Genomic DNA, 11,871 nt, shown 5'->3' on the forward strand with positions numbered 1-11,871 from the left:
AGGCGGGTGGGCGGCCGGGCCGCCGATCAGCGCGGGCCGAAGGCCGCCACCGCTTCCCGCGCCACCGCCGCCAGCACCGCCGGCTGCTGCGCCGCCGGGATGGTGGCCTCGGCCAGGTAGGCGGTGACCAGCACCGGCGGCCGCCCGCCCGGCGGCAGCAGCAACCCCACGTCATTGGCGATGCTGCGCCCATTGCTGCCGGTCTTCTCGGCCGCCGTCCAACCCGCGGGCAGGCCCGCGCGCAGCTGCCGATCGCCAGTGCGGTTGCCGCGCAGCCAGGCCATCAGCTGCGCCCGGCCTTCGGCGGCAAGCCCATCCCCCAGCGTCACCGTGCGGATCAGCCCCAGCATCGCCTCGGGCGTCGTGGTGTCGCGCGGATCGCCCGGGATGCCCTCGTTCAGCGCCGGCTCCCACCGGTCCAGCCGGGTCACCATGTCGCCCCAGCGGCGCAGCTGGGCGGTCAGCCCCTCCGGCCCGCCCAGCTGGCCCAGCAGCAGATTGGCCGCCGTATTGTCGCTGAGCGTCACGGCCGCCTCGCACAGCGCCGCCAAAGTGAGGCCCGGGCCATCGGCATGCGCCTCGGTCGCCGGGGAATAGGGCACCAGATCGGCGCGCCGGAAGGGCCGTAGCTGGTCCAGCCGTAGCTGCCCGGCCTCGACGCGCCGCAAGACGGCGGCGGCGGCCAGCAGCTTGAAGGTGCTGCACATCGGGAAGCGCTCCGCACCCCGATGCGCGGCCCGTCGCCCGCTGCCCAGGTCCAGCAGCGCCACGCCCAACCGCCCACCGGTGCCCTTTTCCAGCTCCGCCAGCCTGGCGGTGAGCGCCGCCTCCGGCACCGCCGCCTGGACCCCCCGCCAAGGCATCGCGGTCCAGAGGCCCGCCAGGCCCATACCCGTCATCATGCTACGCCGCCGCATCGTCATCGCCCTCTCTCCAAGGATGGGCAGCCCATTAAAGCGACGATGACCCCTCGACAAACGGGGATTTCTCGGGAAAAGCATGAGAAAATCTTGGGTCTCCGCATGCGGTCGAACCTGCCCCTGAACGCTCTCCGCGCTTTCGAGACCGCGGCGCGCCATCTCAGCTTCACCCGCGCCGGGCTGGAGCTCCGCGTCACCCAGGCCGCCATCAGCCACCAGGTGAAGGGGCTGGAGGAGCTGCTCGGCGTGCCCCTGTTCCGGCGCCTGCCGCGCGGCATCGCCCTGACCGACGAAGGCGCCGCCCTGCTGCCCGAGATCGCGGAGGCCTTCCACCGCCTCGGCCGTGGGCTGGAGCGCTTCGAGGCGGGACAGGCGCGGGAGGTGCTGACGCTCGGCGTGGTCAGCAGCTTCGCCCTCGGCTGGCTGCTGCCGCGGCTGGAGCGCCTGCGCGCCGCCTGCCCCTTCATCGACCTGCGCATCGAGACCAACAACAACCGCGTGGACCTGGCCGGCGAGGGGCTGGACGCCGCCATCCGCTTCGGTGACGGCGCCTGGCACGGGACCGAGGCGATCCCCCTCCTCGACGCGCCATTGGCACCGGCCTGCGCCCCCGCCCTGGCCGCCCGGCTGCGCCACCCCGCGGACCTGGCGGGGGAGACGCTGCTGCGCTCCTACCGCGCCGAGGAATGGCCGCGCTGGTTCGCCGCCCTCGGCCTGGACGCCCCGCCGCTGCGCGGCTTCATCTTCGATTCATCGCTGGCCCTGGCGGAAGCGGCGGCGCAGGGCGCCGGCGTGGCCCTGCTGCCGCTGCGGCTGTTCACCCGCGACCTGCGCCAGGGGCGGCTGGCCCGGCCCTTCGCGGCAGAGGTCAGCCTCGGGCAGTATTGGCTGACGCGGCTGCATTCCCGCGCGCCCAGCCCCGCCATGAGCGCCTTCCAGGCCTGGCTGCTGGAGGAGGCCGCGAAGCCGGCGGATTGAATCCCCCGGACACGCGACCCCACAACCTTCAGCCGCCGGAGGCTGCGCCAGCGTCCGAGGCCGAAAACGCCTCCGCCTCGACCTCGAAGACGAAGCGCGGATCGGCCAGGCCGGCCACGATCAGCAAGGTGCTGCAAGGGCAGATCGGGCCCAGCACCGCATCCCGCTGCGCCCGGAAGGCCGGGATCAGCGCCCGGTCCGTCAGGAAAACCCCCAGCTTCACGATATGCTCCGGCGCCATGCCATGCGCCGCCAGCACCGCGCGCAGATTGCGGAAGGCCTGCGCGATCTGGTCCGCCCCGGCGGCCGCCACCGTCCCATCCGGCGCCACGCCGATCTGGCCGGAGATCACCAGCCGGCGGCCCGGACCCTCGACCAGCGCGGCATGCGCATAGCGCGCGCCCGGGGCATGCACGCCATCCGGATTGCTGAAGGTGACGGTCATGTCCGCGGCGCTCCCCCTGGCAGATCCTCACGCTCCACCGGCACCGGCGCCGGCGCGGTGGGCGTCACGCCCTCCGCCAGCCAGGCGCGCAGGGTGCGACGAAGCTGGAACTCGAATTCCACATTCATCGCCTCCATCGCCTGGCGCACCACCTCCTCCGCCGCCTGGCGGCGCGTCGACGCACTCGCCCCATCGGCCACGGTCTGCACCCGCTGCACCTGCGCCTCGACGAAAGCCACCCGCGTGCCGTCGCCCGCCAGGATCTCCACCCGGCAGGCCAGCTCCACCGCCAGCCGCTCCCCCGGCTCCCCGGCGAACATCGCAGAGATGCCCCCCGACTGCGCCAAAGTCTGGCGCGTGAAACGGGCATTGGTGATGAGGAAACGCGCGCGGCCCTCCGTCCCGATCGGCACCAGCCGATCCTCGGCCATCCGCCGCATCTCGACCTCCGGCCGCACCGGCGCCGGCTCCGCCACCTGGACCGCACCCGGCAAAGGCTGGCCGACCTCGATCTCCAGCACATTCAGCCGCAAGGGCGTCAAATGCCGATACCCCGTCACCAAGGGCGGCAAAGGCGCCAAAGCCTCCTCCCGCGCGGCACAGGCCACCACGCCCAAAGGCAACAACATCGACAGATGGCGGCGCGTCAACATGACCGAAAACCCCCGACCTCAAGCACCCGGTAGTCCAGGCGGCGACGCGGGTCCACCCCGGAGGTTGCGCCTGGTGGTCCATGCAGGAGGGGCGCTGCCCCTCCCGCACCCTCCCCGCCAGGAGGCAGCGGCCTCCTGGACCTCAGGACCTTTGAGCTGAAATGGAGAGGGGCCGGCGGAAGCGCCTGACAGGCGGGCGCTCCGGCCCCTCTCCATTTCAGCTCATGATTCAAAGGGTTCCAAGGGGCCACTGCCCCTTGGCGGGAGGGGTGCGGGGAGGGCAGAGCCCTCCCTGCAAAGCCACCCGCGCCACCCTCAGGCGCGGCCCGCCTTGCCCTCGACTTCCGAGCGTTCGAAGCGGAAATCGACGGCGCAGAATTCGCAGGTCATGGTGATGGCGCCGGATTCGGCCATGTGGTCGAGGTCGTCCGGGCCGAAGTTTTCCAGCACTGCGGCCAAGCGGGCGCGGGAGCAGCGGCAGCCGTAGGACAGGGCGCGGGGGCGGTCGGGGGCCAGGCCTTCGGCGTGGAACAGCCGGTGCAGCAGGCGTTCGGCCGGCAGGGCGTCGTCCAGCATTTCCTCGGGCGTCAGGGTGCCGACCAGGGCCTGGGCGGTGCGCCAGGCGTCGTCCTGGTCGGTTGCGGCTTCGCCGGGGATGCCGCCTTCGGTTGCCACGCGTTCGATGATGAGGGCGCTGGCGCGCCAGCCCCCCAGGGTGCGGCCGCAGGCCAGGCGGACCTCGGTCTGCAGCTGTTCGGAGGTGCGGAAGTAGGTGTCGGTCATCTCCGCCAGGGTTTCACCCTCGATGGCGACGATGCCCTGGTAGCGTTCCATGTCGTCGCCCTGGTCGCAGGTGAAGGCGAAGTAGCCCTGGCCGAGGAGTTGGGCGGCGGTCGGCTGCGGGTGTTCGGCCAGCAGGGCTTCGAGGCGCGCAGGATCGGCCTTGGCATAGCCGCGCAGCGCGCCGGCGTCCGTGCAATCGGCCAGCAACATGGTAACGGGCCCGTCGCCCTTGGCCTGCAGGCTGAAGGATCCCTTGAACTTCAGCGCGGTGGCCAGCGCCGCGGTCAGCGCCAGGGCCTCGCCCGTCAGGCGAAGCACGGCGGGGTGCTGGGCGTGGCGGCCGATCAGTGCATCGGCCAGCGGGCCGAGCTTCACCAGCCGGCCGCGCACCGGGCGCTGGTCCAGGTGGAAGGGCTGCACGCCGCGCGGCACCACCAGGTCGGGCACGGGCGGGCGGTCGTGGTTCAGGAAGGCGGGGGTGGCGGAGGGCCGGGTCGGATCGGTCACGGGCGGAACCATGCATGGGCGCAGCCCGGACGGCCACCCGGTTGGGCGGCGCCGAGGCGATGCGCGGCGGAAGCCAGGATCGCTGCCGGCCATCCGGCAACGCAGCGCGCCGGGCACGCCCCATTGGAAGCTGGGGGGCGGGCCCGGAGAGGATGGCAGGATAGATAGGGAGGCACGGGCCCGCTCACCACCTTGCGGTGGCGGCGGCCGGGCCGGTTCAGAACAGGCGTTCGAGCAGCCCGCGGCGCGGCGGCTGGGCCACGGGGGTCACGCCTTCCGTGGTGTCGCGGCCGAGGGCGGCGTTCTCGCGCAGGCGCTGGGCCTCGCGGTTCGGGTCGACGGCCACGCCGGCCTGGGCGTCGCTGCGCCAGAACATCAGCCGGTCCACCAGGCTGCGCTCCGGCCGGTCGAGGCGGAGGCTCTCGGCATCCACCTGGCTGCGGATGCTGTCATCCACCGGCTGCCCGGCCTGGGCCAGCAGCGCCTGTTCGGCGCTGGAGGGGGCGGCGGCAGGGCGCGTGCCGCCGCCGAGGATGGCGCTGGCGGGGGGCCGCTGGTCCTGCGGCCGGGGGGCGCCCGGCGTGGGCGGCGGCAGTTCCGTCAGCCGCGGCGGCACGGAGAGGGGGGCGCGCGTCGTCACCTGGAATTCATCCGGCGGGTCGCGGGTGAAGCCGAGGGAGCGGGCGGTATCCCCGCCGCAGCCCGCAAGCAGCGCGAGGAGCGGCAGGCCGACCAGGAGAGCGCGGGGCAGGGTGGGGCGAAGCTGGGTCATGGCGTGGAACCCTTAGCCCTGGGTGAAGGCCGGAACAAGGCATCGCCGATCAGCGCGACCACGCCGAGGACGATGGCGGCATCCGCCGGGTTGAAGACGTACCAGTGCCAGCCCCAGGCATGCGCGTCGAAGAAATCCGCCACCGCGCCGAAGCGGAAACGGTCAATCACATTGCCCACCGCGCCGCCGATGACGGCGCCGAGGGCGAGTGCCGTCAGCCGGTTCTCGGCCCGGGCCATCCAGCGCAGCAGGAAGCCGGCGATGGCCAGGGCCAGCAGGGCGAGCACCGCCTGCGACCAGGGGCTGTCGCCGGCCAGCATCCCGAAGGTGACGCCACGGTTCCAGACCATGGTGAGGTCGAAGCCGAAGGGACCGAGCTGGACCAGCGGGATATGGCCGATGACGGGCAGGTCCAGCACGAAGAGCATGTAGTGCTTGCTGGCCTGGTCGATGGCCAGGACCGCCAGCGCCAGGGTGAGGCCGAGGCGCATCATGGGGTGTTGGGGGCGGAATGCCCCCACCCCGACGCTCCCCCGCTTACGCAGGGGAGGGAGGCACTCCGACGCAGGCGATCTCCCTCCCCCGTGGCAACGGGGGGTCGCGGCGCTGCCGCGACGCCGAAGGCTGGTCGGGGTGGGGGCAAGGTCATGCGCGCCATCACCCGACCACCGCCTCGCAGCGCCGGCACAGCGTCGGATGCGCCAGCGAGAGCCCGACCTCCGGCAGCACGCGCCAGCAGCGGTCGCATTTCTGGCCCTCGGCGACGGTCACGGCCGCATCCGGCGTCTCGGCCGGTGCCAGGCTGGCCTGGGAGACGATGAGCACCTCCGCCCATTGCTCCGCCGTCAGCACATTGGCGGGGTCGCCTTCTGGCAGGGCCAGGGCGGCGTTGGCCTGCAGGGAGGCGCCGATGGTGCCGGCGCGGCGCAGCTCCTCGATCGCGCCGGTCACGTTGCGGCGGAAGCCGCGCACCGCGGCCCAGCGCGCCGCCAGCGCCTCGTCCCGCCATTCGGCGGGAATCGTCGGCCACTCGCGCAGATGGATGCTGTCCGTGTCGCTCGGGAAGCGCGCCAGCCAGCTTTCCTCCGCCGTCGCCACCAGCACCGGCGCCAGCCAGGCGGTCAGGCAGCGGTGCAGCTGGTCGATCACCGTGCGGGCAGATCGCCGGCGCAGGCTTTCGGGCGCATCGCAGTAGAGGCTGTCCTTGCGCACGTCGAAATAGAAGGCGGAAAGGTCCGTCGCGCAGAAGGCGTGGATCTCGGGGTAGACGCCGGTCCAGTCGTGATCGCGCACGGCCTGGCGCAGGCGGGCGTCGAGCTCCGACAGGCGGTGCAGCACCCAGCGCTCCAGCTCCGGCAGCTCCGCATGTGGCACGATCTCGACCTCGTCGAAGCCGTGCAGATTGCCCAGCAGCCAGCGCAGCGTGTTGCGGATGCGGCGATAGAGCTCGCTCTGCTGCTTCAGGATTTCCTTGCCGATGCGCTGGTCCTCGGTGACGTCGGTGTTCATCACCCAGAGCCGCAGCAGGTCCGCGCCGTGGTCCTTCACCACATCCTGCGGTGCGACCACATTGCCCAGCGACTTCGACATTTTCCGCCCTTGTTCATCAAGGACGAAGCCGTGGGTGAGAATCGCCTTGAAGGGCGCGACTCCGCGGGAGCCGACGGATTCCAGCAACGAGGAATGGAACCAGCCGCGATGCTGGTCCGAGCCTTCCAGATACAGGTCCGCCGGGAAGGGCAGGCCGCGCTCCGGCGTCAGGACGAAGGCGTGGGTGGAGCCGGATTCGAACCAGACATCGACGATGTCCATCACCTGCTCATAGGCCGCCGCGTCGCGGCCCTCGCCCAGGAAGCGCTGCGCGGCGCCGGGCTGGTACCAGGCATCGGCGCCCTCGGTGCGGAAGGCCGCGACGATGCGCTCCATCACCGCCGGGTCGCGCAGCGGCTCACCGGTCGCCTTCTCGACGAAGACCGGGATCGGCACGCCCCAGGCGCGCTGGCGGCTGATGCACCAGTCGGGACGGACGGAGACCATGCCGCCGATGCGGTTGCGGCCGATGTCGGGGACGAAATGCGTTGCCGCGATCGCCGCCATGGATTTCTCACGGATAGCGTTGGCGTCATCCATCGCGATGAACCACTGCGGCGTGGCCCGGAAGATGACGGGCTTCTTGGAGCGCCAGCTATGCGGGTAGCTGTGCGTCAGCTTCGACTTCGCGACCAGCGTGCCCATGGCGGTGCAGGCCGCGTAGACGGCATCATGCGCCTTGAAGACATGCTGGCCGGTGAAGCCCGGCGCATGGATGGTGAAGGTACCGTCGTCGCCAACGGTTTCCGGCACAGGCAGCCCATGCGCACGGCCCAGAAGAAAATCGTCCTCGCCATGGCCGGGGGCGATATGGACGAAGCCGGTGCCGGCCTCCGTCGTCACGAAATCGCCAGGCAGCAGCGGCACCGCGAAATCGTAGCCGCCGGGCGCGCCGTCCCAGCCGGCCAGGGGATGCGCGGCGATGGCGCCTTCCAGCTCGGCGCCCTTCAGCAGGCGCTTCACGCTATGCGCGGCCAGGCCCGCATCCTTCTCGAATTGCGGCAGCAGCGGCAGCGCGACCAGCAGGTCCTCGCCGGGCACCAGGGCGCTGCCCTCCGCCACGCCGCCGACATGCACCAGCGCATAGTCGATCTCCGGCCCATAGGCGACGGCGCGGTTGCCGGGGATGGTCCAGGGCGTGGTGGTCCAGATCACCACCGAAGCGCCGGCCAGGTCCGCCGCACCCGCCTGCTTCAGCCGGAAGCGCGCCCAGAGCGTGGGCGAGACATGGTCGTGGTATTCGATCTCCGCCTCGGCAAGCGCGGTCTTCTCCACCGGGCTCCACATGACGGGGCGCAGGCCGCGATAAAGCGACCCGTTCATCAGGAACTTGCCGATCTCGCCGGCGATCACCGCCTCGGACGGGAAGTCCATGGTGGCATAGCGGCCGTCCCAGTCGCCCAGCACGCCGAGGCGCTTGAACTCGTTGCGCTGCACATCCAGCCAGTGGGTGGCATAGGCGCGGCATTCGGCCCGGAAATCCAGGATCGGCACCGCGTCCTTGTCCTGGCCCTTGGCGCGGTACTGCTCCTCGATCTTCCATTCGATCGGCAGGCCGTGGCAGTCCCAGCCCGGGACGTAGTTGGCATCGAAGCCGGCCATCTGGGCGGCGCGGTTGATCACGTCCTTCAGGATCTTGTTCAGCGCCGTGCCGATATGCAGCGGGCCATTGGCATAGGGCGGGCCGTCATGCAGCACGAAGGGTGGGCGGCCCTTCGACGCCTCCCGCAGGCGGGACCAGAGCTTCGTCTCCTCCCACCGCGCCAGCCAGGCGGGCTCGCGCTTCGGCAGGTCGCCGCGCATGGGGAAATCCGTCTTCGGCAGGAAGACGGTCCCGCGATAGTCGCGCGCGGGCTCGGTGGTGACCTCGGGAGGGGCGTCGTTCATGGGGTGCGTCTCAATCTGCCCAGCGAGGGGGGCCGGAAGGGGGTGCCGGAAGGGGCTGGCGCGGAAAACCCGGCCCTATTGGGCCGGGCGGATAATTCGGAGGCCGGACATCCCGCGGAACATGCCACTTATATGCGGATGCGGGCCGGTTGGGGTCAAGGATGCCCCGCTCACCCGCCCCAGCCCAGCGCCGCCAGCCCGGCATGCATCCCCCAGGCGGCCCCCACCCCGGCCAGGATGGCCGCCGCCATGTTGCGGGTGGCGAGCTGCAGCGCGATCACCACCACCGCCCCCGCCCAGGCCGGGGGTCCGCCGGCCAGCAGCGGCGGCGTGACATAGGCGACGAAGAGGCAGCCCGGCAGGTGGCGCAGCAGCGCCTGGACGAAGGGCGGCGGCCGCACCGCCCGCAGCACCGCATAGCCGCCGGCGCGGCTGGCATAGGTCACCAGCGCCATGCCGAGGATCGCCAGCAGGACATCCAGCCTTATTTCCAACCCGGCATCCCCCGCCCGCGCAGCTCGATCCAGGCGCCCAGCCCGGCGCCTGCGAAACTGCCCAGCAGCAGCGGCAGCGGCACCGGCAGAGCCGCCCGATGCGCCGCCAGCGCCACCAGCCCGGCCACCAGCCAGGGCAGCCCATCCACCCGCGCCCCGCGCCACAGCGGCACCAGGATGGAGAGGAAGGCGGCGATGGAGGCGAAGAACAGCGGATGCCCCGGCGGCACCCGCAGCATCCCGCCGCCCAGATGCCCCAGCGCCACCGTCGCCACCCAGGAAATCCAGATGCCGAGGCCGATCCCCAGCAGATAGCCCGCATCCCGCCCGCCGGCCCGCTGGTCCGCCACCGCCATGGCGAAGGAATGGTCCACCAGGGTCGCCAGCGTGCCCCAGAGCTTCCAGCCGCGCAGCCGGTCCAGCCAGGGCGCCAGCGCCGCGCCCATCGGCGCCATGCGGATATTCACCACCAGGGTCGCGATGGTGGCCGCGAGGATCGGCGCCGGGTCGGTCCACAATTCCAACGCCACCAGCTGCGCCGCGCCGGCGAAGACGATGGTGGTCATCAGCATGGTCTCGGCGAAGGACAGGCCCTTGGCGGCGGAGAGCACGCCGATCACCACCCCGAAGGGCAGCATCCCGATCCAGAGCGGGATGCTGGCCACGAAGCCCCGCCGCACGCCGATGCGGGTGAAGACGACGCGCTGCCGCGGAGGGGCTCGGGGCGGAATGGCCATGGCCTCAGCCCCGCTTGAAGGCCAGAAGCCGGTCCTCGGCCTCGTCCGGGTCCATGCGCAGCGCGGTTTCCGCCGTGCCGCGGGCGAAGCCGGCGCGGGCCAGCGTCGCCAGCGCCTTCAGCCGCGCCTCGGGCGGCGCCTCGGCCTCGCCGAAGGGGCCCAGCCGGCGGCGGCGGCAGAGCGCCAGCGCAGCATCGATCTCCGCCGCCTCGCCCTCCGGCAGCGCCGCCGCGGCGGTCTCGGCGGCCACGCCCTTCTGCGCCAGATGCGCCAGCGTGGCGCGGCGGGACCGGCCGCTGCGCAGCAGGCGCCGGGCGCGGCTTTCGGCGAAGGCGGCGTCGTCCACAGTGCCGGTTGCTGCCATCTGCCGCGCCACCAGGGCGGCGGCCTGCTTGGCGGCCGCGACCAGCGGCGCGATCTCCGTCATGCCGAAGGCCTCCGCCGCGCGCGCCCAGCGGTCCACGCGACGCTGCAGCACGCGCCGCAGCCCGGCCTCGGTCGCCGCATGCCGCGCCAGATGCGCCACCGCCGCCTCCCGCAGCCTGGCCTCGCCGGGGGGCGGGCCGGGCGGGCGCGGCGGCGCGTCGGGGTCGCGGGCCGGCCTGCGGGGGGCGCCGTGCGCGGGCCGGGGATGCTGTCTCATCGCCGGCATCCTGGCATGGCGGGTGGGCGCTTGGCGACCTCGCGGGACAGGCGCCGCCCCTCCGGGCCATGGAACCTCCGCCGCCAAGCGCAAGCCAGGCGCCTCAGAAACAACAGCGCACCTCGAAACCTTTTTCCATCTGCCGGCGTTGGGGGGACAGGCACGGAGCGCCCGGCGCGCCGGTCAGAACAAGGAGCCAGCCACATGCTGAATGCCAAGACTTTCCTGTCCATGTCGACCGCGGCGGCGATTGCCTGCGCCCCGGTTCTCGCCTTCGGCCAGACCGCCCCGGCGCCGACCGCGCCGCGCACCGGCGTGACCAGCCAGGCGCCGGATGGCGCCCCGGGCAACCCGCCTTCCACTGCCACGCAGCGCGCCCTGGATTCCGTGACCGGCAACCGCACGAATGCCGACGGCACCGGCAACAACCCGCCCGGCACCGCCGCCGGCCGCGCGATCGATCGCGCCACCACGCCCGACACCGCCCGCACCACGACCGCGCCGGCCACCGCCACGGGCGCGACGACGCCGACCCTGTCGGTCGACAGCATGACCCTGCGCGAGAGCCGCCGGGCCAGCCAGATCATCGGCTCCAATATCTACAACGAGGAAAACAACTCGATCGGTGAGGTCGATGACCTGATCGTGCCGCGGGCCGGCGGGTCCCCGGTGGCGGTGATCTCGGTCGGCGGCTTCCTCGGCATCGGCGCCAAGCTGGTGGCCATCCCCTATGAGCGCCTGACCCATGACGCGGAGCGCAACCGCTGGGTGCTGCGCGGCGCCACCAAGGACAGCCTGCAGTCCCTGCCGGCCTTCACCTACGACAACGCGGCGCGCCGCGGCTGATTTCGCCAAACAAGGAAGCACCTGATATGAAGAAGTCCCTGATTGTGATGGCGGCGCTGCTGCCCATCGTGGCCTGCGCCCAGCCGGGCAGCCGCGATGGTACGGCCGGCAACCCGCCCTCCACCGCCACCCAGCGCGCCTATGATGCGGCGACCGACAGCCCGCGCACCAGCGCGGACGGCACCGGCAACAACCCGGCCGGCACGGCGGCGGAGCGCGCGCTGGACCGCGCGGCGGGGACCAATACCTCTGGCGCCTTCCCGCGCCAGTCGGACGGCCGCCCGGGTAACCCGCCCGGCACGGCGGCGGAGCGGGCTTATGACCGCGCCACCGGCTCCAACACCTCCGGCGCCTATCCGTCCAACAGCGGCGGCGTGCGGCAGTAACTTTCGGCACTGCGTGACCAAGGAAGCGGCCGGGCTTGTCCCGGCCGTTTCTGCGTTTGGGCCTGGGCTGGTGCCGGTCTGGCCCCCACCCCGACCCTCCCCCGCAAGTGCGGGGGAGGGAGACAAGCTGCTCCCTCCCCTGCGAGGCGGGCCGGCAAGGCCAGCCCGCAGCATGCCCCGGCCGACGCATGCGCGCCCCGCTTCCGGCGCAGGGCGCTGGCGCGCAGGTG

13 protein-coding genes are annotated in these 11,871 nt (G+C 72.4%); 3 read left to right on the forward strand and 10 right to left on the reverse strand.

Annotated elements, in window-relative coordinates:
• Window positions 1-26: 26 nt before the first annotated feature.
• On the reverse strand, window positions 27-902 hold the full coding sequence (gene bla, locus J3S20_RS23195; RefSeq protein ID WP_246603197.1) for a class A beta-lactamase: 876 nt from the start codon (window positions 900-902) through the stop codon (window positions 27-29).
• Between the two features lie 120 nt (window positions 903-1,022).
• Between bla and J3S20_RS23200 the strand changes: the two genes are divergently transcribed.
• The gene (locus tag J3S20_RS23200) at window positions 1,023-1,898 is read left to right on the forward strand and encodes a LysR family transcriptional regulator (protein WP_216839039.1); all 876 of its coding nucleotides are present in this window, start codon (window positions 1,023-1,025) and stop codon (window positions 1,896-1,898) included.
• A 28-nt stretch (window positions 1,899-1,926) separates the two neighbouring features.
• Here J3S20_RS23200 and J3S20_RS23205 read toward each other — a convergent pair whose 3' ends face one another.
• The 9 genes from J3S20_RS23205 to J3S20_RS23245 all read right to left on the reverse strand — a co-directional run bounded on the left by J3S20_RS23205 (window position 1,927) and on the right by J3S20_RS23245 (window position 10,409).
• Entirely contained in the window at window positions 1,927-2,343 is a 417-nt protein-coding gene (locus J3S20_RS23205) for a RidA family protein (protein ID WP_216839041.1), read from the reverse strand.
• The gene (locus J3S20_RS23210; RefSeq protein WP_216839043.1) at window positions 2,340-2,996 is read right to left on the reverse strand and encodes a hypothetical protein; all 657 of its coding nucleotides are present in this window, start codon (window positions 2,994-2,996) and stop codon (window positions 2,340-2,342) included. Before J3S20_RS23210 ends, J3S20_RS23205 begins: the two co-directional genes overlap by 4 nt.
• A 315-nt stretch (window positions 2,997-3,311) precedes the next feature.
• Complete coding sequence (gene hslO / locus J3S20_RS23215) at window positions 3,312-4,298, reverse strand: Hsp33 family molecular chaperone HslO (RefSeq protein WP_216839045.1); 987 nt, start codon at window positions 4,296-4,298, stop codon at window positions 3,312-3,314.
• Window positions 4,299-4,503: 205 nt separating this feature from the next.
• Entirely contained in the window at window positions 4,504-5,058 is a 555-nt protein-coding gene (locus tag J3S20_RS23220; protein ID WP_216839047.1) for a DUF3035 domain-containing protein, read from the reverse strand.
• Window positions 5,055-5,552: a signal peptidase II gene (gene lspA / locus J3S20_RS23225; RefSeq protein WP_216839049.1), complete on the reverse strand. Its 498-nt coding sequence runs from the start codon at window positions 5,550-5,552 to the stop codon at window positions 5,055-5,057. The genes J3S20_RS23220 and lspA overlap by 4 nt, the downstream gene beginning before the upstream one ends.
• Window positions 5,553-5,715: 163 nt before the next feature.
• Window positions 5,716-8,535 (reverse strand): isoleucine--tRNA ligase, encoded by a 2,820-nt coding sequence (ileS, locus tag J3S20_RS23230; protein WP_216839050.1) that lies wholly within the window; start codon window positions 8,533-8,535, stop codon window positions 5,716-5,718.
• Between the two features lie 170 nt (window positions 8,536-8,705).
• Window positions 8,706-9,029: an AzlD family protein gene (locus J3S20_RS23235; protein ID WP_246603198.1), complete on the reverse strand. Its 324-nt coding sequence runs from the start codon at window positions 9,027-9,029 to the stop codon at window positions 8,706-8,708.
• Window positions 9,020-9,766, reverse strand: coding sequence for an AzlC family ABC transporter permease (locus J3S20_RS23240; protein ID WP_216839052.1), 747 nt, complete (start codon window positions 9,764-9,766; stop codon window positions 9,020-9,022). Before J3S20_RS23240 ends, J3S20_RS23235 begins: the two co-directional genes overlap by 10 nt.
• A 4-nt stretch (window positions 9,767-9,770) precedes the next feature.
• A complete protein-coding gene (locus J3S20_RS23245; protein ID WP_216839054.1) occupies window positions 9,771-10,409 on the reverse strand; it encodes a RecX family transcriptional regulator in 639 nt (212 codons plus the stop codon).
• A 204-nt stretch (window positions 10,410-10,613) separates the two neighbouring features.
• On the opposite strand from J3S20_RS23245, the gene J3S20_RS23250 reads away from it, so the two are divergent.
• Both J3S20_RS23250 and J3S20_RS23255 read left to right on the forward strand, forming a co-directional pair.
• Complete coding sequence (locus J3S20_RS23250; RefSeq protein ID WP_216839056.1) at window positions 10,614-11,255, forward strand: PRC-barrel domain-containing protein; 642 nt, start codon at window positions 10,614-10,616, stop codon at window positions 11,253-11,255.
• A 26-nt stretch (window positions 11,256-11,281) separates the two neighbouring features.
• Window positions 11,282-11,641, forward strand: coding sequence for a hypothetical protein (locus J3S20_RS23255; RefSeq protein WP_216839058.1), 360 nt, complete (start codon window positions 11,282-11,284; stop codon window positions 11,639-11,641).
• Window positions 11,642-11,871 lie beyond the last annotated feature (230 nt).

It is taken from the genome of Falsiroseomonas tokyonensis (assembly GCF_019024325.1).
Classification (GTDB): domain Bacteria; phylum Pseudomonadota; class Alphaproteobacteria; order Acetobacterales; family Acetobacteraceae; genus Falsiroseomonas; species Falsiroseomonas tokyonensis.

What these genes read in the sequence shown, in the direction of transcription:
- bla (WP_246603197.1), bottom strand. Translation starts at nt 902, where the DNA reads ATGATGACGGGTATGGGCCTGGCGGGCCTCTGGACCGCGATGCCTTGG.
- J3S20_RS23200 (WP_216839039.1), top strand. Translation starts at nt 1,023, where the DNA reads ATGCGGTCGAACCTGCCCCTGAACGCTCTCCGCGCTTTCGAGACCGCG.
- J3S20_RS23205 (WP_216839041.1), bottom strand. Translation starts at nt 2,343, where the DNA reads ATGACCGTCACCTTCAGCAATCCGGATGGCGTGCATGCCCCGGGCGCG.
- J3S20_RS23210 (WP_216839043.1), bottom strand. Translation starts at nt 2,996, where the DNA reads ATGTTGACGCGCCGCCATCTGTCGATGTTGTTGCCTTTGGGCGTGGTG.
- hslO (WP_216839045.1), bottom strand. Translation starts at nt 4,298, where the DNA reads ATGGTTCCGCCCGTGACCGATCCGACCCGGCCCTCCGCCACCCCCGCC.
- J3S20_RS23220 (WP_216839047.1), bottom strand. Translation starts at nt 5,058, where the DNA reads ATGACCCAGCTTCGCCCCACCCTGCCCCGCGCTCTCCTGGTCGGCCTG.
- lspA (WP_216839049.1), bottom strand. Translation starts at nt 5,552, where the DNA reads ATGATGCGCCTCGGCCTCACCCTGGCGCTGGCGGTCCTGGCCATCGAC.
- ileS (WP_216839050.1), bottom strand. Translation starts at nt 8,535, where the DNA reads ATGAACGACGCCCCTCCCGAGGTCACCACCGAGCCCGCGCGCGACTAT.
- J3S20_RS23240 (WP_216839052.1), bottom strand. Translation starts at nt 9,766, where the DNA reads ATGGCCATTCCGCCCCGAGCCCCTCCGCGGCAGCGCGTCGTCTTCACC.
- J3S20_RS23245 (WP_216839054.1), bottom strand. Translation starts at nt 10,409, where the DNA reads ATGAGACAGCATCCCCGGCCCGCGCACGGCGCCCCCCGCAGGCCGGCC.
- J3S20_RS23250 (WP_216839056.1), top strand. Translation starts at nt 10,614, where the DNA reads ATGCTGAATGCCAAGACTTTCCTGTCCATGTCGACCGCGGCGGCGATT.
- J3S20_RS23255 (WP_216839058.1), top strand. Translation starts at nt 11,282, where the DNA reads ATGAAGAAGTCCCTGATTGTGATGGCGGCGCTGCTGCCCATCGTGGCC.